Source organism: Limnohabitans sp. DM1, from assembly GCF_001269385.1.
Classification (GTDB): domain Bacteria; phylum Pseudomonadota; class Gammaproteobacteria; order Burkholderiales; family Burkholderiaceae_C; genus Limnohabitans_A.
The window spans coordinates 1-19,739 of record NZ_CXOO01000052.1 but is presented as its reverse complement, the minus strand read 5'-3'; the positions used below and the strand labels follow the sequence as shown (position 1 = coordinate 19,739).

Annotated in this window: 13 protein-coding genes and 2 pseudogenes; 6 read left to right on the top strand and 9 right to left on the bottom strand. The window is 56.2% G+C overall.

The annotated features are described in order from the left end of the window. Window positions 1-89 precede the first annotated feature (89 nt). The 4 genes from AMM33_RS18395 (at window position 90) to gap (ending at window position 4,516) form a co-directional block, all read left to right on the top strand. A complete protein-coding gene (locus AMM33_RS18395) occupies window positions 90-449 on the top strand; it encodes a hypothetical protein (RefSeq protein ID WP_090142717.1) in 360 nt (119 codons plus the stop codon). A gap of 261 nt (window positions 450-710) precedes the next feature. Beyond that, window positions 711-1,055, top strand: a complete 345-nt coding sequence (locus AMM33_RS18385; RefSeq protein WP_090142715.1) for a DNA-binding protein — start codon at window positions 711-713, stop codon at window positions 1,053-1,055. 284 nt (window positions 1,056-1,339) lie between these two features. Continuing rightward, the gene (gene tkt, locus AMM33_RS18380) at window positions 1,340-3,370 is read left to right on the top strand and encodes a transketolase (protein ID WP_090142714.1); all 2,031 of its coding nucleotides are present in this window, start codon (window positions 1,340-1,342) and stop codon (window positions 3,368-3,370) included. 138 nt (window positions 3,371-3,508) lie between these two features. After that, window positions 3,509-4,516, top strand: coding sequence for a type I glyceraldehyde-3-phosphate dehydrogenase (gene gap, locus AMM33_RS18375; protein WP_090142713.1), 1,008 nt, complete (start codon window positions 3,509-3,511; stop codon window positions 4,514-4,516). 189 nt (window positions 4,517-4,705) lie between these two features. On the opposite strand, the gene brnA is transcribed toward gap, so the two are convergent. Further along, complete coding sequence (gene brnA / locus AMM33_RS18370; RefSeq protein ID WP_090142712.1) at window positions 4,706-4,975, bottom strand: type II toxin-antitoxin system BrnA family antitoxin; 270 nt, start codon at window positions 4,973-4,975, stop codon at window positions 4,706-4,708. Between the two features lie 142 nt (window positions 4,976-5,117). Beyond that, window positions 5,118-6,707, bottom strand: coding sequence for a GMC family oxidoreductase (locus AMM33_RS18365; protein WP_090142711.1), 1,590 nt, complete (start codon window positions 6,705-6,707; stop codon window positions 5,118-5,120). 209 nt (window positions 6,708-6,916) lie between these two features. On the opposite strand from AMM33_RS18365, the gene AMM33_RS18360 reads away from it, so the two are divergent. Next, complete coding sequence (locus AMM33_RS18360; protein WP_090142710.1) at window positions 6,917-8,068, top strand: alkane 1-monooxygenase; 1,152 nt, start codon at window positions 6,917-6,919, stop codon at window positions 8,066-8,068. An 84-nt stretch (window positions 8,069-8,152) separates the two neighbouring features. On the opposite strand, the gene AMM33_RS18355 is transcribed toward AMM33_RS18360, so the two are convergent. From AMM33_RS18355 to AMM33_RS18330, 7 genes and pseudogenes are all read right to left on the bottom strand, one after another. Then, complete coding sequence (locus AMM33_RS18355) at window positions 8,153-8,938, bottom strand: class II aldolase/adducin family protein (protein WP_090142709.1); 786 nt, start codon at window positions 8,936-8,938, stop codon at window positions 8,153-8,155. A gap of 158 nt (window positions 8,939-9,096) precedes the next feature. Beyond that, window positions 9,097-9,225 (bottom strand): annotated as a pseudogene (locus tag AMM33_RS22115) (Y-family DNA polymerase); the annotation flags it as partial. Window positions 9,226-9,276: 51 nt separating this feature from the next. After that, window positions 9,277-9,720, bottom strand: a complete 444-nt coding sequence (locus AMM33_RS18350; RefSeq protein WP_090142724.1) for an HD domain-containing protein — start codon at window positions 9,718-9,720, stop codon at window positions 9,277-9,279. 61 nt (window positions 9,721-9,781) lie between these two features. Continuing rightward, complete coding sequence (locus tag AMM33_RS18345) at window positions 9,782-11,485, bottom strand: retron Ec67 family RNA-directed DNA polymerase/endonuclease (RefSeq protein WP_228768236.1); 1,704 nt, start codon at window positions 11,483-11,485, stop codon at window positions 9,782-9,784. A 406-nt stretch (window positions 11,486-11,891) separates the two neighbouring features. Next, entirely contained in the window at window positions 11,892-15,227 is a 3,336-nt protein-coding gene (locus tag AMM33_RS18340; protein WP_090142707.1) for a DEAD/DEAH box helicase family protein, read from the bottom strand. Continuing rightward, entirely contained in the window at window positions 15,228-16,562 is a 1,335-nt protein-coding gene (locus AMM33_RS18335) for a GmrSD restriction endonuclease domain-containing protein (protein ID WP_090142706.1), read from the bottom strand. It abuts the gene before it with no gap. After that, window positions 16,559-19,036, bottom strand: coding sequence for a site-specific DNA-methyltransferase (locus AMM33_RS18330; protein ID WP_090142705.1), 2,478 nt, complete (start codon window positions 19,034-19,036; stop codon window positions 16,559-16,561). The genes AMM33_RS18335 and AMM33_RS18330 overlap by 4 nt, the downstream gene beginning before the upstream one ends. Window positions 19,037-19,232: 196 nt before the next feature. Between AMM33_RS18330 and AMM33_RS18325 the strand changes: the two are divergent. After that, window positions 19,233-19,739, top strand: a pseudogene (locus tag AMM33_RS18325) (hypothetical protein); the annotation flags it as partial.

The following is a 19,739-nucleotide window of genomic DNA, read 5'->3' as shown; positions in this document are numbered from 1 at the left end:
CTCAAGGTCGTCAACACACCATCGCACCTGTGATGCGCCACCGCGGCTAAAGTCTTGACCATTCCATCCCTACACATGCAAGCTCTTTTATGCCCGACATTGCGCTGTTCCTTCGTTGCGGCACATGCGGTCACAAACTTTCTGCTTTTCTGGCGTTCCGCAACGCCGGACTTTTGGTCGAGTCTCGCCGACCGACTGTCAGCGACATTGAGGCCATCGCCCAGCGTCTGAAATGTTCTCAGTGCGGCGCGAAGTCGGTGGCGCTGGAGTCAGAGCAGTACAAGGACAGCGAACGCTATTGGGCAACGTCTGAAAGTGAACATCGGGTCTTTCATCGCAGCACTTGCACCTGGATACGCAGCGTAGGCGCAGACAGTGAGATCAATTTCACATCCAGGCAGGCCGCGGTGCTGCGTGGCTACACGCCTTGCCGGGCCTGTCGCCCCTGACTAACTGCGGCGAATGCCCGATTTCTTTTCGCGGGTACAGTTTTATTGATTCGTGCCGATGAAGTCCGAGCAGTGTGTAACCAGTTGGGTGGAATTTGTAGCTTGCCCTGCAAGCGAAATGCCTGTGCTCCATAAGCGTCTGATCGCCAGCAGGACTGGCTCCCACAAGGTGCACCTTGAAGCCCAAATGCAGATTTCACAGAACTGTATGAATCATGAACATAAAAGATACAAAATTAGACTTTTGTTAAAGTTCGTTTGATGTCAAAGTCCTCTTCAGCAGCCGACCAATTGCCCGCCTCTGCTGCCAAAGCACTGCGGGATTTGGGTGAAAACCTCGCGTTGGCACGTCAGCGCCGAAAGGAAAGCCTGCGCGCCTGGGCCAGTCGCATGGCGGTCTCGGTGCCCACGCTCATCCGCATGGAAAAGGGCGATCCTTCTGTGGGCATGGGGGTGTACGCCACGGCGTTGTGGCTCATGGGCAGACATGCGGCCTTGCCCGAAGTGGCCGCGCCTGCGCTGGACTTGAACGCGCTGGAGCAAGACATTGAAGCCGTACGCCAGCGCAGCAAACGCCTGTCACGCAAACCTGAGCAGGCGCTGTGAGCTTGGCCTATCAACCCCAAGACAGCATGAGCCTGTGGTGGTTATTGATCAGGCACGCTGAAGTTTGAAATGTGTGAGACATGTCATCTCGTAGGTCGGTACTCGCAGAGTCCGACATGATGGGTTTCGGCACAGGCCCCTGTCGGGGTCTTCGACCGCCGACCTGCAACATCATTGAGCATTGAATACTTCAGCTTGCCGGATCAATGAAGCCCCGCAAGGGTCGGTGCTTACACCCGTTAAAATCTCGGGTTTTCCAGAATATCCCCCCGGAGCTGACCTACATGGCCAATCAACAACAAATGGCGAACGCCATCCGCGCGCTCGCAATGGACGCCGTTCAACAAGCCAACTCCGGTCACCCCGGCGCCCCCATGGGCATGGCCGATATGGCCGTGGCGTTGTGGGGCGATCACCTGCAACACAACCCCACCAACCCCCATTGGGCCAACCGCGACCGCTTTGTGCTGTCCAACGGCCACGGCTCGATGCTGATCTATTCGGTGCTGCACCTGACCGGCTACAAGCTGCCAATCGAAGAACTCAAAAACTTCCGCACCCTGCACAGCAAAACCGCTGGCCACCCCGAAGTGGGCGTGACCCCCGGCGTGGAAACCACCACCGGCCCGCTGGGCCAAGGCATCACCAACGCCGTGGGCATGGCCCTGGCTGAGAAGATGCTGGCCGCTGAGTTCAACCAAGAAGGTCACAAGATCGTCAACCACCACACCTACGTGTTCCTGGGTGACGGCTGCCTGATGGAAGGCATCAGCCACGAAGCCGTGGCCCTGGCCGGTGCCTGGAAGCTGAACAAACTGATTGCCCTCTACGACGACAACGGCATCTCGATCGACGGCCAGGTCGCCCCTTGGTTCATCGACAACACGCCCCAGCGCTTTGCCGCCTGCGGCTGGAACGTGATCGACGCCGTGGACGGCCACGACGCAGCGGCCGTGTCGGCCGCGATTGCCAGTGCCAAGCACAGCGCAGACAAACCCACCCTGATCGTCTGCAAGACCGCCATCGGCAAGGGCTCGCCCAACCGCGCTGGCACCTCCAAAGCCCACGGCGAGCCGCTGGGTGCTGAAGAAATCAAACTCACCCGCGAAGCCCTGGGCTGGACGGCCGAGCCCTTCAAGATCCCCAAAGAGGTCTATGCCGACTGGGACGCCAAGGCCGCCGGCAAAGCCCGCGAAGCTGCCTGGAACACGGCATTCGCCGCTTACAAAGCCGCCTTCCCTGCCGAAGCCAAAGAGTTCGTGCGCCGCATGAAGGGCGACTTGCCCAAGAACTTCAACCAGGTGGCGTTTGACGCCGTGGTCGCTGCCCACACCAAGGGCGAGACCGTGGCCAGCCGCAAGGCCAGCCAGCTGGCGCTGGAAGCCTTCACCGCCGCCTTGCCCGAAATGCTGGGCGGCTCGGCCGACCTGACCGGCTCCAACCTGACCAACACCAAAAGCACCCCCGCCTTCCGCGTGGACCTGGCCGGTGACGTGGTCAAAACCGAAGACGGGAAAATCGGTCGCCACATCAACTACGGCGTGCGCGAATTCGGCATGGCCGCCATCATGAACGGCGTGGCCCTGCACGGCGGCTACATCCCCTACGGCGGCACCTTCCTGACCTTCAGCGATTACTCACGCAACGCCATCCGCATGGCCGCGCTGATGAAGCAGCGTGTGATCCACGTCTTCACCCACGACTCCATCGGTCTGGGCGAAGACGGCCCGACCCACCAGTCGATCGAGCACGCCGCCAGCCTGCGCCTGATCCCTGGCTTGGACGTCTGGCGCCCCGCCGACACAGCAGAAACCACCGTGGCCTGGGCCGTGGCGCTGCAAAACGCACACCGTCCTTCGGCTCTGCTGCTGTCGCGTCAAAACCTGGCCTACTCGCCCAAGAGCGATCTGGGCGACATCAGCCGCGGCGCTTATGTCTTGTCCGAGCCAGAACACGTCGGCATCAAGAAAACCCACGGCGTGATCATCGCCACCGGCTCCGAAGTGCAACTGGCCCTGGCCGCGCAAAAGCTGCTGGCCGAACGCAAGATCGGTGTGCGCGTGGTCTCCATGCCCAGCACCAATGTGTTTGACCGCCAAGACAGCGAATACAAGCAAAGCGTGCTGCCTGCTGGCCTGCCCCGCGTGGCGGTCGAGATGGGCTCCACCGACGGCTGGTGGAAATACGGCTGCGCCGCCGTGGTCGGCATCGACACCTACGGCGAGTCGGCCCCAGCCCCCGTGCTGTTCAAACACTTCGGCTTCACCGCCGAAAACGTGGCCGACACGGTTCACGCTGCGCTGCTCAAGGCCTGACAAGGCCACTGACCGGCCGGACTCCATCAGCGCCCGCAAGGCGCTGATGCCACGTCCGGGGATCAGGATTCTGAAAGGGTCTTGATTTCAAATCCGGTTACGTAACGGTTTAGTAACTTTTCTCCCGAGGCTCTCACCATGACCATCAAGCTGGGTATCAACGGATTTGGCCGCATCGGCCGTCTGGCTCTTCGCGCCGCCCTCAAACACGGCTACGACGACATCCAGATCGTCGGCATCAACGACCCCAAGCCCTCCGACTACCTGGCCTACATGCTCAAGTACGACAGCGTGCACGGCCGCTTTGATGGCACGGTGGACTTCACCGAAGACACACTCATCGTCAACGGCAAAAAGATCAAGCTCTCGCACGAGCGCGACGCGCACAACCTGCGCTGGGGCGAGATGGGCGTGCACACCGTGCTCGAATGCACCGGCCACTACCTGACCGAACCCACCAGCCAAATGCACATCGCCGCCGGTGCCAAAAAAGTGGTGATTTCGGCCCCGTCCAAAGACAGCATCCCCATGTTCGTTTATGGCGTGAACCACAAAAAGTATGCAGGCGAAGCCATCGTGTCGAATGCCAGCTGCACCACCAACTGCCTGGCCCCTGTGGTCAAGGTGCTGCACGACAAGTGGGGCATCAAGCGCGGGCTGATGACCACGGTGCACGCCGCCACCGCCAGCCAAATGACGGTGGACGGCTCATCCCGCAAAGACTGGCGCGGCGGCCGTGGCATCCTCGAAAACATCATCCCCAGCAGCACCGGTGCCGCCAAAGCCGTGGGCGTGGTCATCCCCGAAATCAAGGGCAAGATCACCGGCATGGCCTTCCGCGTGCCCACCTCTGACGTGTCGGTGGTCGACCTGACCGTGGAGCTGAACAGCGACGCCAGCTACGCCGAAATCTGCGCCGAAATGAAAGCGCAAAGCGAAGGCGCACTCAAAGGCGTGCTGGGCTACACCGACGAAAAAGTCGTCTCCACCGACTTCCGTGGTGAGCCCTGCGCCAGCGTGTTCGATGCGACCGCCGGCATTGCGCTGGACAAAACCTTCGTCAAGATCGTTGCCTGGTACGACAACGAATGGGGCTACGCCAAGCAGTGCCTGGAAATGGTGCGGGTTGTGGCCAAGAAGAAGTGAGCTTGACCGCCCACATGAAAAAAGCGCCTTCGGGCGCTTTTTTCGTGGCAATGGTTCTCTGCAGGAGCGGCGCCCCCGCCGCGATCAGTCCTGAGTGAAACCTTGGCGGTGTTTGCGGCTATGTGCAGTGACGACGGGGATGCGGGTTGCGTGGGGGTATCGGCGGGTGGGGTGAAACTGACGTGAAGTTCAGCGGTGCGTCGCAACTTTCGACGTCCGTTGTAACGGCACATGAGAATTCGTCGCGTGAAGGCGCTCGGCCAGCCAGACCTTGATCACGGACTGCCTCGTCACCCCCAGTTTGCTGGCTTCGCGGTCCAGCGAGTCAATCATCCATGTTGGGAAATCAACATTCACCCGCTTCTGATCCTGCAGCACGCGCCTGGCTTTGGACAAGTCCAAAGAAGCCGTGATGTCGGCGCCATCATCAAACTGTTGATCAAACTTTTTAGCTTTCATAAAGTGCCACCTCTTCTGTGCGTGCGCGACGCACGGATATCAATCGGATATGGGGGCCTCGGTAGGTAATTTCAGAGGCACGCCATCACAACGAACAACATAAAACCAAGCTTCGCACCCACAAGCGGCCCGGTGAAAAGCATCAATGCGCCGCGCGTATCCAATCCGCCGCCTTCTCCGCAATCATGATGGTCGGCGCGTTGGTGTTGCCGCTCACGATGCGTGGCATGACCGAGGCGTCGACTACGCGCAGACCGGGCACGCCGTGCACGCGCAGCTGCGCATCGACCACCGCCATGTCGTCTTGCCCCATGCGGCAGGTGCCCACCGGGTGGTAGACCGTGTCGGCGTGTTGGCGAATCCAGTGATCGAGTTGTTCGTCGGTGCGCGCATCGGCAGACGCTGCCCACTCTTTGCCATACGCGGCAAGCGCAGGTTGGGCCAAGATGCGCTGAGCTTGGCGAACCCCGTCGCGCAAGCGCTGCAGGTCACGCGGGTCGCTCAAAAACTGGGGGTCGATCAGTGGCGCACTGTTCGGGTTGCGGTTGGCCAATTGCACAAGGCCCCGGCTGTCCGGCTGCAACAAGCACACATGCAAAGAGTAGCCATGCCCCAGCGTGAGTTGGCGGCCATGGTCCACCAGTTTGGCCACCACAAAGTGCAGCTGGATGTCCGGGTGTGCCTCCTCAGGCCGGCTTTTGTAAAACGCGCCGCCCTCGGCAAAGTTGGTGGTGAGGCGCCCCTTGCGGTGTTGCCGCCAGGCCCACAGGGCTTGCAAGGTGTGCCATGTGCCCCGTGGTGAGACGCCGATCAAATCGGTGTGACCCGGCGCATCGGCCACCAGCACGGCGTCTGGGTGGTCGTGCAGGTTCTCGCCCACGCCGGGCAAGTTGTGCAGCACCTCAATGTCCAGGCTTTGCAAATGCGCAGCAGGCCCAATGCCCGAACGCATGAGAATGGCGGGCGACTGGAAAGCACCCGCGCTCAAAATGATTTCGCGCCGGGCCGTCAAGCTCAGGGGCTGGTGGCCTTGCAAGGCATGCACCTGCCGCGCCACGCCATCGACCAGGCCAATGCGGTCCACCGTCACGCCCGTCATCACATGCAAATTGGATCGACCCCGATTCGGCGTGAGGTAAGCCTTGGCCGCGCTGAAGCGCTCGCCCGCCTTTTGCGTCACTTGGTACAGGCCCACGCCCTCTTGCGTGGGGCCGTTGAAGTCGGTGGTGAGGGGCAAGCCCGCTTGCACGCCTGCCTCGAGGAAGCGCTGTGAAAACACGTTGGGGCTTTGCAAATCCGCCACGTTCAAGGGGCCGTGTTGGCCATGCCATTCGTTGTGGATGCGTTCGTTGTGCTCGGCCTTCAAAAAGTAGGGCAAGACCTCGGCCCAGGACCAGCCTTGGCAACCCATGTCGGCCCAAGTGTCGTAATCCACGGCTTGGCCACGGATGTAGGCCATGGCGTTGGTCGAGCTGGAGCCGCCCAGCGTGCGGCCACGCGGCTGAAAACCGGTGCGGCCGTTCAAGCCGGGTTGCGGCACGGTGTTCAGACCTTGCGACACCAGGTCCACCCGGGCCATGAGCGCGATGCCTGCGGGGCAGTGGATCAGCGCGCTGGTGTCGGGTGGCCCGGCCTCGAGCAGGGCCACCTGCACGCTGGGGTCTTCGCTCAAGCGGCAGGCCAGCACACAACCGGCAGAGCCACCGCCCACGATCACGTAATCAAATTCCATGAAAACCTTCCCCAACAGTTTGTTCGACCAATATAAGGGATAGGGCAGGCTTGGGCCTGTCTTGCGTGCTTGCAGTTTTCATCATCAAGTTCCCCTGTGGTGACACCCCATTCACCCAAAGACCCCTCACAATGCCAAAACATTTGGAGAATTGCCATGTTGCTTGTCATTGAAGTTTTTGGCCTTGCACGACTCGGTAGGCCCCAGCCATGAACAGCCCTGCGGTCAAACTCGAAGAAGCATGGCAAGACAAGCGCTGGCTGTGGCTGCTAAGCCCTTCGATTCCCCTGACATTCACAGGCTCCTTGCTGGCTTTCGTCTGGACGGGGCAGTGGTGGTGCATGCTGCTGGCCCCGCTGATCATCCATGTGTTGTTACCGGTGCTCGATCGCGTGTTGGGCGAGGACTTCAGCAACCCGCCCGAATCGGCGGTGGCGCAACTCGATCAGGACATGTTTTACCGCGCCATGGTGTGGGCCTATGTGCCCTTGCAAATGATCGGCACGGTGTTGGGTGCCTGGATCGCCGTCAGTCAGCCGCTGCCCTGGTTTGGCTATGCCGCTTTGGTATTGACGGTGGGGGCCATCAACGGCATTGGCATTGGCACCGCGCATGAACTGGGCCACAAAAAGGAGGCCCTGGACCGGTGGCTGTCCAAGATCGCTTTGGCGCCCAGTGCCTATGGTCACTTTTTTGTGGAGCACAACCGAGGTCACCACAAACGCGTGGCCACCCCGGAAGACCCGGCCAGTGCCCGCATGGGCGAAAGCTTTTGGGCCTTCTTGCCGCGCTCGGTGTGGGGCAGCTTGCAATCTGCCTGGGCGTTGGAGCAAGAACGCCTGAACAAACAAGGCCACAGCGTTTGGCACCTGCAAAACCACAACCTGCAAGCCTGGGGTTTAACGCTGCTCTTGTTTGGCGCTCTGGTGGCGTGGCTGGGCTGGGTGGTGCTGCCCTTTTTGCTGGTGCAGGCCGTGTATGCATCCTCCATGCTGGAGGTGGTGAACTATGTGGAGCACTACGGTTTGCTGCGCCAGCGTGACGCGTCTGGCCGCTATGTGCGCTGCGAGCCCGAGCACTCGTGGAACAGCAACCACCTGGTGGGCAACTTGTTGCTGTACCACTTGCAAAGGCATTCCGACCACCACGCGCACCCCAGTCGGCGTTATCAGGCGCTGCGGCATTTCGCAGCCGCGCCGCAACTGCCCGCAGGTTACGCCACCATGATCACGGTGGCGTACCTGCCGCCTCTGTGGTTTGCGTGGATGGACCCCCGCGTCATGGCGCACTATGGCGGGAACTTGCAACGGGTGAATGTGCAAGCCTCGGCCAGACGGCGGCTGATGCAGCGTTGGGGCTGAGCACGGCACCAGCAGGTCATTCGTCTATGTAGGTCGGTGGCTTCAGCCCCGACATGGCACCTGTGGCGCTTTGAAGCAGTGGCCTCAAGCCGCATACCCCGGGCTTTCGCGTTGCAGTTTGCGCAGCAAAGAGGGCCACACAAACTGGCCGCCCAAGCCACCGGTTTGCACCCGCATGGCGTAGGCCACGCCGTTCAAAATTTGCGGGTCCACAGCCGTCAGGTCTTTGGGGCCCGCTTGGCCCGCCAGCGCATCGACCTGGATGCGGCAGGTGTTCTCGAAGGTGTACATCGACAAGAACGCATCGGCAATGGTTTTGCCCACGGTGAGCAAGCCGTGGTTGCGCAGCATCAGGTAATTGGCTTCGCCCAAATCGGCCTGCAGGCGCAGCTTTTCTTCGTCGTGAATGGCCACGCCCTCGTAGCCATGGTAGGCCAGTGACGCCAGCACAAACGTGCTTTGCTGGCTGATGGGCAGCACGCCGTGCGCCTGCGCGCTCACGGCCACCCCGGCCCGGGTGTGGGTGTGCAGCACACAACCGGCATCGGGCCGCGCCTCGTGCACCGCGCTGTGGATCACAAAGCCCGCCGGGTTGACCGGAAAGGGGCTGTCGTGCAGCTTGTTGCACTGCATGTCCACCTTCACCAGGCTGGACGCGGTGATCTCGTCAAACATCAGGCCGTAGGGGTTGATCAAAAACTGATGGTCCTGACCCGCCACCGACTCGGGTAGCTTGGCGCTGATGTGGGTGAACACCAGATCGCTCCAGCCGTACAGCGCCACCAGCCGGTAACACGCGGCCAAGTCCAGCCGCAGCTGCCATTCGTCGGGGTGAACGCTGTCTTTTAAGGAAGGAATCTCAAACGCCATGGCTGTGCTCCGCAGGTCAGCAAAAGGGATTCAGCTTAGCGGCAAGCGGGGTGGGGGGATGACTTGTTGGTGACTGGGGTTAATCAGCTGGGTGCGGTCTAACGAATAGATTTGACCCAGGGCTGCGGCGCGCTTGTCTTGATGCCGAGGAATTAGATCTCGTCATTGTGGGCAATAGCCCAGTCGTCGTTGTTAGACAACACGACCACCGGCTGACCTTGCAGCCAGGGCTGGAAGACGCGTTTCCAGGAGACGTAGAAGTTGTTGCCGTTGATGAGGGCGGGCATTTTGTGAGGGCATGGCGAATTCGCCACCACCCTCACGACGAATTCACCGCATCAACCCAAACCCAACCTCCGCGCATACAGCCCATCAAACACCGCCTCCAGGCCAGGGTGCACGCCGCGCAGGCCTGCGACCACGGCGGCGGCCCAGTCGAAATAGGCCTGTTTGCACTCGGGCGACCAATCGGCGGGTGGCGAGGCCAGGATGTCGCGCACATTGCTGATCTTGTCGGCCAGTTTGACCATCTTGGCCTGGGGCGAAATGTGCGGCGCGTGTTCGATTTGCTGCTTGCGCACCGCCTTACCCTGCAACTTGTCGTCGGTCACCTCCAGCACCACAGACGCCACCTGATCGCCAAACAAGGCTCGCAGCTTGTCGGCCGTGGTCTCGGTGTCCTCGATAGTGACGTGCAGTACAGCGGCGCACAGCACCGTCACATTCTGCACGCCGCCCTCATTGGCCAACACCTTGGCCAGCGCAATCGGGGGGGGATGCATGTCTTCCGCCACACCATCTCGAAGCGGCGCTAACTTGGGAGCGCAATTGTGTTTTCACAAATTACTTAGGCAACTTGGCGTAATGCACTATTACGCTATTTATACGGTCTAAAAGCGGATCAAAGCCGCTGAAATCAATTGTGCCGGCATCCGCTTGGACAACGTGTTCAGCAAAATAGCTTTTACCGTATTCTGTTGGTTTCAGATGTTTCGTTTTATAGTTAAACGTCTTCCCGCCTAGGGTCTTGGCTAAAGTGGTAGGCTGAAAACAATCCTCAATGCAAGATGAGGTTGCGCCGAAGGGCAATGGTGTGGCGACCAAATATAAGTTGGCAGCAACATGCTCAAAAGGATTAAGAATGTCCAACGTCTTACCCACCTTTTTTGAGGCGGTTTCGTAAGGGCCTTTGCCGCCACTATCGTGATCTACAACCAAAATGACAGGGTGTTGTGAGACACCAGGTGCCTTGAAGTGCTTTGACACCTCGGTAAGGTATGTACCGATAAACTTGCTAATTTCACCGTCGCCGCCACTCATTCCGAGAGTCCTTCCAGCCTTCCTTTCCACATATTTAAAAATCCTAATCAGTAGTGATATCGAACCTGTTGCGTTTGTCTCAGCAAGCTGCGGAAAGTGATTCGCACGTGAACGAATGGCGTGCAAAAGATAAATATTGTCGGTTTTTCCTTCGCACAGGATAACGGGCTTTGATGAGCAAAAAAACTGACTAAAGAGGAAAAACCTCTTGTACAGACTTGCACGGCCGGTTGGTATCTCTTGACGACGTATCTGTAAATTGAACTCATCGACATGCTTGATGTGTCCGAACATCCCCTGTAGCTGCGCCACAGTACCAAGCTCGGAATTTTTTGAAACGTTTCCTGCTGAGTCCTTAATAAAAGAATCGTGCGTGAAATTTCCAGTTTTAAAAAGGTTTTTAGCCATCGCTCTTATCGAGGACCGATAGCTTGCGGCTGTGTTGGCTTTTTGATTCACCACAAGACCGGTCACATTTTGCTGGCTGTCCTCCAATTGCATCCGTACTTTACTGGTATTGACATCAAAACCAGATTGCTTAATAACTTTTAGCAATGATGTGCCAGTAGTCCAAACCCCAAATTTTGAGTACGCAAGTTCTTCAGGGAAGTTCGGTAGATTGGTACTAAAAGTCAGGTCATCTGCGTATCGTGTATAGACGCAACCATGCTTGCGTGCAAGCTTGATTAAGTGAGTATCCAGCACGTTACCAATAAGGTTAGAGATAACCGGCGATGCCGGGCTTCCCTGCGGCAAGGTGTTTTCGAAGCAGGCGATCTGCGCTAAAACTGTGGCTACTGCCGGATGCAGGGAGAAGTCTTTGTCGGCAATGAAGAAACCACGTACACGCCCAAAATTGATGCTCCCGAAGAAGTCTTGCAGGTCTAAGTTCAAAACATGACCGCGCCCGCGATGCTGATGTGCGTTGGTAAGTATCGAGCGCTGAGTAATGAAGCCATGGGCGGCCTGACGGTTGTATTTTGCGTTTAGCTCATTCAAGCAATCCATCAGTACAGCAGCGAGCAGCCTCTGAATGTGTTTTAGGTCTGCATTGGGTGCAGAGATGATCCTCTTGCCGCCGTAGCGCTTCGGTATCTCGAACTTTGTGTATTTCTCGGCGTCGGGCTTTTTGTAAAGGTTGTACGCAAGGTGTGCGGGCTTTAGCCCCAGCAGATTGGCAACGCTGTGTAAGTTGCTTGTTGATTTGAGATGCTGAAGCTTCGACATCGTTAAGGTGGACCGGACAGCACTCATACGCCAACGCAGAGTAACCGAGAGGGCGTAACGTAAGGAAGCGTAGGGGCATAGCCCCACACATTTTTTTCACATACCGCGATAGGCGCGGCAAAAGGTCTGCTGACCGGTCCAAGAATAAATGTATCCGAAAACACACAAAAATCCATCGTGCTTCGGTGGACGTTTTCATCGTCAAGCATGCAGCCTTCCGAAAGGAGACCTGGTCGGCCGGATCTTTGGGAACGGGTTGATTTGTGAAAGCCAGTCATAAACTTCCCTGTTACACAAATACGCAGCCAGCGCAAGCTAGCTGATAGGCCAGTGCTCTCAATTCAGTCACGTCAATTCCATCGGACATCACATCCCCTTTTCAAAGCAAAAAAGTCAATCCAGGCAGCTACCGTATCAACCCCATTACCGACTCGATGAACACAGGCAAGCCCTGATCGTCCTTGTCTGTCATGAAATAGACGTGTTTGTCATGCCAATCCTGTTGCGTCAATCCGTGATGCTGTACAGCCGAGAATTCGGTGAGCGTGACGATGGCGCTTTCCAGTCGCAAATGCGGGTCTGGCAAACGTCCTTCGATGTCTTTGATGGTTTTATGAAATTGCACCTTGGCGCTTGCTGGGCCTTCGCGAGACATGCCATGCGGCTCCACAAACACCACGTTTTGCTGCTTGCCTGTCACAGCCCAAAGGATGAAGTCAGGGTAGAAGTTGCCTGCCTCAAAAAAACCGATACCGCTGCCGCGTGACTTGTTGCGCAGCAGGTAAATCGAAGTTTTTTGTTCGGCCAGTTGGGCATCATTGCGGTCCAGCCAGCCCATAAGGGCGCTCACAAAATCGGTCTCACTTTCATTCAAAGCCACCGGGCTCACGTTCAACTTGGCACCGCCTTTGGCAGAAAGCAGTGGCTGGTACAAGTGGTTGCCCAATATGCAGGCCTTCAGCTGTCTCCCATCCAATAACCACTTGCGAGTCTTAGCACGCCGGTCCTTTTCGATCTCAGCCTGAAGCTCTTCAATGTCAGCAATCAGCTGCGTCTCACTGGCGTCCACCGTGATGGTGTAGCACTCGTCCACACCCGGTAAATTGGCATGGCTTTCATCCAAGTCGACAACAGTCAACCGAGGCTTGATGAACTCGTCGCGCTTGTAGCTGAACAGGCGCGTGCAATACTTTTTGAGCAACTCCAGCGCCATCGCGTTCCACACGCTGACCGAGGAAAACTTCTCCAGCCTCATCAAATCCTTGGGCACCAGCAGGGTGTACCAAGAGCCATCTCGCAGCAACACAGCCAGTTGTTCGGGTTGGATGATCAGGCTGTACAGGTTTTCGCGGGCCTTGTACTTTTCCAACTCAAAGTACAGACGGTCCATGTCCATAAAGGCAATGTGCTGGGGCGAAAACCGGGTTTCGTTTTTATCGATCTTTGACCCTGCCTGCACATCCACCTCATCGGCATAAACAGCCGAAATCTTGGGATACCAATCCACTTCGATTTTGTTGCGCGTGATGTACTCGGGTACATCGCCCAGCTGCGGCATGACACCGTCGCGGCTAAAGCTGTATTCGCGCCCGGTGCCATCCTTGGTGCGCGGCCGGATGATCTTGAGCTTTTGCCCAAAGTCATGCGTCACGTTCATCGGGATCAGCATCGTGTGTTTGTCGTCGTTCGTCGGCAGGCCCTCGTCCTCCAGAAACTTGCGAAACTTCTCCATGAAGTCGGCCTGCACGCCAAACACGTTGAGCGTCTCAATCAGGCGAATGTGCTGCGGCGCCCCCAATGGCCGTGCATGGCTGGATCGCTTGAGTGACCACTGCCAGCCCTTCAAGCGAACACCTCGGCCAAACAGCTGGATGATTTGCGAGCCCTCTGTGCGGCCGACCCGCATCAGGCCTAGGGTGCTGACGCGCCAGCAGTCCCAGCCTTCCACAAACTTCTTGGCCCCCACCAACACGTTGATAGGGGAGCTGGACTCTTTGACCGTGTTGAACTGTGCGGCCAGAAAGTCACTGTCAGATACCGAGATGGGCGCAATCAACGCCTTCTTCACCAACTCCTCAACGTGCTTGGCCAAGCTCATGGCATCGCCCACGTTGATCAAGCCAAAGTGCTGCTGCCCCTCGCCCGCCTTCAGCACCAGCTCGCCGCTTTGGCCTTTCAGGCGTTGCAGTTGCAGCTGCCCGCCTGCGGGGTTGTTGAACAAGCGGCCCAAAATGTCGGTTTGCAGTGCATCAGCAGTCATGCCTGCCCGTTGACGGTCGATCAAATAGGCAAAAGCGCCATAAAAAATGTCCTGCCCATTGCTGATCAATCCCGTGTCGGCCCCCGTCAAGGTGAGCAGCTTTTGCACAGCGGCTTTGGCCAGGTCGGGCTTGGCCAAAAACTGGGCGTAAAAGCCCAGCACTTTGCCAATGTCGGCGACGGTTTCCAGCTCATCTGCGGTCTGCTTTTTGCTGCCCGATACGCTGGAACCCACAAACACCCACAGCGGCTTTTCCAGGTTGTATTCGGCGTATTGCGCTTTGCGCTCGTCATACAGCGCCAGCTGCTGATAGAACGACAGCAAACACCCCGTAAGGTACAAAAATTCCACATCCGCCTGAGACTGCGGGATGTTGAAAATCTTGTAATCCTTGCCGTAACCGTCTTCGTAAAAATACTTGTACGAATAGTCAAACAGCACCGCCTTGGCATAGGCCTGTTCAATCTTGGCGCTGCCCGCAGCGTTGACCGCCTCGCGGAACGTGGCCGAATACTCGAAGGCAAAGCCCTTTTCGGTGAGCATGGTGCGCTGCTTGTACCAGCCGTCTTCTTCTGACTTGCCCATGCCACGGTGGCCTTCGTCCACCAAGATCAGGTTCTGGTCACCCAGGTTGCGGGTGGCAATCGATGTGGGTCCATCCTTGTCGCCCAGCTTGGTGATCTCGATGAAGTCAATGCGCGTCAAATGCCCGTTTTGGCTGGTGAACATGTCATTGTTGTCCAGCACCAAACGCCCCACCTCGATGCCGCTTTGGCGCATCTCGGTCTCGTGCTGTTCGCTCAAGCCCTCGTTGGGCGTGATCAGCAGGGTGCGCGTCATCGCTTTGGCTTTGCCATTTTTCGCCGCGTAGTGCGCAAACTGCCGGTAGTTCACATGCATCAACAAGGTCTTGCCCGAACCCGTGGCGTTTTGCAGGCACAGCTTGTTCAGCTCTTCGGCTGTGTAGGGGCTGATGCCTGTGGGCGTGGGCACACGCTGACCTGCCCAATGGGCGTTGAAGCGCTCCACAAAATGGTTCAGGCTTTCCAGCAAAGCCTGCGGGTCTGTGAAATAGCGGTCCAGGTACACCTCGGTGAAGAGCAAAGACAGCCACTGGTAATACTTCCACTCAATAGGTCGGTCTCTGCCCGCGTTCAGCCAGACCGTGTGGTTCACGATGTTCTGTTCGTACTGCAACAACGCATCGGGGTGAATGCGTGCCCCGGGTTGACGGTTGAGCTGCAGCTGCCTGTAAAAGTGGTGCAGGTTGTCAGGCCCCACACCATCGTTGCAATCGGCCAGCGTCTTGGTCAGCATGTACAGCGGCCGGACCTTGCGCCCCTTGTGCTGGTGCGCGGCCAGCGGGTCGATGCCGAACAGCGAGATCAACCATTGGTTGAGCACCAGCTTTTCGGAAAAGGGCAGCGTTTCGACCGGCTTGGCGCGGGGAGCTTTGGGTTTCTTGGCAGTGCTTGTCGCCATTTACTGCCCCTGCTTTTTCGGCAACTTGGCACCTTTGGCCAAATTGCATTGGCTGCACAACAAACGACCGTTTTCGTTTGTGGTGGCACCCCCTTTACTGTGCGGCATGACGTGGTCCACATGCACATCCCGCCATTCCAAAGTGACACCGCAATCTGGGCATTTCAAGTCTTTGCTTTTGTGCCAAAGCAGTTGCTTTTGCTCTTTTGTGAAAACCCGATTGGCGTCTTTTCTTTTGTAGATGGGGAGCAGCAGGTCTTCAATGATTTTGTTCCTTGCCCGCCTGTTCACAGCCGAATCAGTACCTTCCATGATGGTTTGGAAATAGGCTTTTGCGTCACCTTCAAGCTTGCAGGGTTGACCTGCGCGTTGTTGTGTCCGGTATTGCGCAATCTCCAAGCCCAATTCATTCAGCACAAGAAATGATAGTTGCGCTGCATCCGGGTCTTTAACAACATAACCGTCCCGCTTGAGCTTCCACATCACAAAAAACAAGGAATAAAAATCCGATGCCTTGCTGAAGCGACTGGTCTTGAGATCAGGAAACAAGCTCTTCATCAAATCCATCATGCTTTTGACCTCGCGGGTCAGTCGCTTGAGGGTGTTGCCGTTGATCGTGTCGACCGCCATCACTTTGTCGATAGACTTTTTCCGGTCCAGCACATCCTCCTTCTGGATTGTTAACATCAGCTCCACGATCAACTCAATGGCCTTCATCCTGCTCAACTGCGCTTCGCTCAGAACCCCCATCTCCACAAAGTATTTTTCGTACTTGGCTGTTTTGGCGATTCCATGAGCAGCCACCAAGAGCGGACTGTTTTGGTACCACTTGGCGTTCCTGACTTCTTGAGCTGACAACTGCTTTCCTGTGGAGTTGATGCGTACAAAAACCTTCTCAACCTCTGGCAAAGAACCTGCAATTTGCACAACAGGAAATTCATAGTTCAAAAATTTCTTGGCAACTTTTTTCTCGTACTCTTGCAACTCTTTCCAAGACCAGGTGTCCCCATCTTGGTTGACCCAGTCAGGATCGCCCTCGGGATCAAACTTCAAAGTTAGGGGCATGACCCGCTGGTGGGCAAAAGCCAGTAAGGCCTCGATGCGCTGTTTGCCGTCGATCACGTCGTAAACAATTTTGTTGCCCACCTTGCGTTCCCAAAAAAACAAATTGGGCAAAGGCATGCCACGCAACAGCGTGTCAATCAACAGGCGTTGATCGGTAGCTTTCCAAACTGACTGACGCTGAAAACCAGGGTTCAAGTTCAGCTTGCCCTGCTCGTGATAAGCCAAAAGCTGCTTGACCGTCAGGGATGTGTGTGTTTTGGCAAATTTCATACGCCCCCCTCATTGGCCCACATGGCGGTGTGAAACGCCTCTTCGATCAACCGCACCTTGGTTTGTTCGCCTTCCACCACCGGGTTGGGCAGGGTGTGGCTGCCGTTCACGTAGATAACGGCATAGGTGTGTTCGCGCGGCGAGATGGCCAGCTTTTCCATCAAAAAGTGTTGCAGCACCGCGTTGTCTTTTTCCGCGTCATCTGTCAGCTTGCGCCATACCACCAGCGTTTTTTGGCGGCTGCTGTCGTCGCCCGGCACCTGGAGGGTGTAGCCCTCCACCAGACGGAACCAGTAGGGGCCAGCCTCGACGCGCTTGACGCGCTTGCACACCAAGCGGGTGTTTTGGTCTTTGGGCAAAACCGGGTCCACCTCGCGTGTGAACTCGGCTTCCAGCGTCTGCGGCGCGGCCATGTGCTCCACCCACAGGCCGATCAACCAGTTGAAGGTCTCGATCAGGTCAATGCGCTGAAGCCGCTGCACATCGCGGCCCGGCTGCTTGATGCGCATGGTGTAAGCGGTCGGGTCCCGGAAAGCGGCCACATTCAACAGGCTTTGGCTGCCCTGGGTTTCCACGTCCAGCCAGTAGTTCAAGACGTAGTCCTTGCGCAGCGCGGGGTTGTCGGCCAGCGCTCTTTCGCGGGCCGGGTCGGTTTGCAGGCTCAGGTTGTTCAGCGTGTCTTCGTAGCTTTCGAGGCGCAGGTATTTGAAGCAGTGGCTGATGCCGTCTCGGTCAACAGGTTTTCCATCTTTCCAGTTTTTTGAATAGATCGCTTTTTGTGCCCTTGGTTTAGTCGTGGTAATAAAGTGCGCACCCATTTCAACCGTTAAATATTTACGCGAAGCATTTTCCTCACGATTCAATTCAATAACAGAATGTGCAGTTGTTCCAGATCCACCGTAGTAATCAAATACAAATCCTTTTGAATCAGGACAACCAATTTTTATTGAATCCGAAACGGCATTTAACGATTTTGGAAAATCAAACCCAATTTTTCCCAAGAACATATTTCTTAAAACTCTTGTCCCGTTATCCCTGGCCGAATAATCAGGCTTATCCCACCAAGTTCTAGGCAGCACACCTTCAGTGTTTATGTATTTTTTTGCATAAATTTCTAATTTGCCATTTTCTGGATTTTTTGAAATCATGCTATTTAATTCAGCTATCGCTCGCTCCAATCCCCAGCGCCAAACTTTTTCATTACCACTGGCATCTATTGGCCAAACAGCAATTTCACCATCGGATAACTCGTCGATTACTTTGTATGAGTTATTTTTTTCATCCCAATTTAAATTTGGAATTCTGAGCGAACCTTTTTTTGAAAGGTAAATTGGATAAAATTGTTTTGGACGATTTGCACGCTCTGAGCCAGCGCTACTTTTTCTGAAGTTTTCCCATTCAAAATTGCCATACTGATCTTTATTATCATATCTATTTTGTTGATCTTCGCTGTGTGGGAGTCTTCCTAATCGGACGTTATTAATATTTTTTGCATGAAACAATGCATATTCGTGATTAATTGAAAACCCCTTAACCGTTGATCGACCAGAAGGATTGTTTCTAATTACAACTGTCGATAGGTAATTATCACTATGGAAATTCGAATCCAAAACATTCCGAACCAAGGCATGCTCATAATCATCTATGGTTAGGGCATGCACACCATCATTTTTTAGAATTTTCTTGGCCGCAGAAATTCGACCTTCAACCAAAGAAATCCAACTTGACTCTCTATAACCATTTTTATATTCAATTACGGTGGCATCTGTATTGTATGGAGGGTCAATGTAAATAAAGTTCACGCATTCCTGATATTTAAAAATAATAGTATTTATTGCTTGAAAATTCTCGGAGTGAATCAAAACACCATCACACTGCGCATCCAAATTTTCAATTTCAGTCAGCAGGTTCGCTTTGAAGTCATCCCCAAACAGTGCCGTATCCACCAATAAAAACGGGTTCCCCTTCAAAAATTCCACGGTCAGCGGCACGCTGTAACCCACCTGCGCGGTATCGCCCACGATTTCGTCAATCGCAAACAGCTTGACCCACTCTTCGCGCTGCGCATCGTTGGCGGCGATAGCGGGGTACAGGCTTTCGGGCACGCGGTCCAGGGTGATGCAGTAGTGGGTTTCGGTGACGAACTTCTTTTTGAGCCAAAGCTTTTTCTGAAAGTCTTCCAGCTGCGCCAAGAACGCGATCAGCTGGTGCGCGATCCGGCGCAGGGCTTTGATCTTGCCCAGGTACTGCTCAACACGCGGGGCATCGGCGTTTTCGATGTCGTCCAGGCGCATGAGTTCGTTCTTGATGTAGAAGTCCAGCTCGCGCTTTAAGAACCCGCCCAGGTCTTTGTGGATGAAGTAATCCATGGTGTTGCGGGCGGTGTATTGCTGGATGTACTTGGCCAGCAGCGGGCGCTTTTTTTGCGTGTCGGTGGGCACGGGCTCGGCCAGCAGGGGCAGGTAGCGGGTCAATCCACCGAACTTAAGATATAATTATTGACGCAACTCATTGATTTAATTGAAGTTTTTCTTATTTTCTCTCGCCGCAACATGACAACCACCATGGTAAGAAAATATAGGGTTAACCCTTGGGTCATCGCCTCTTGATGACCTGACCTCTGTCTTTGCCAAGCTGGGTCAGTTCATACACAGCACCGCCTTTGCAGATTTGGCCCGAGGTGCCCAGTCCACCGCCTTTGTTCGCCAACGCAAACTGCCCCTGCCTTGTCTCGTGGGCGCTTTGCTCAGCCAACGCTCTCAATCTCAGCAGCTGATGCTGGACTCGTTTTTCGCCAGCTTGGCCGGTCACCCAGGCCTGCAGCGCGGCGCCTCTGATCGCGCCTTTGCCCAAGCACGCAACAAACTCAAGCCCGCAGCCCTGACCGCTTTGAATGCTCAATTGCTGGACCTGGCTCAAGCCAGAGACTGGATGCCGCTTTGGCATGGCTTGCGTGTGGTGGCCGCAGACGCCTCTGTGTTCATGCCCGCCACCCGTGCGTGTCACCGAACGCGCCTTGCGGCACATCCCGATCAGCGCTTGTTTGGCCTGTATCTGCCCGGCCCTGAGCTGTGTCTGCATGCCCAGCTCCACCTGGAATTGGTTTTTAGCGCTTGCTATATCCGACTCGTCGCAATCGGGCACCACGCAGACCACGCGCAGCCATTGCCAATGCGC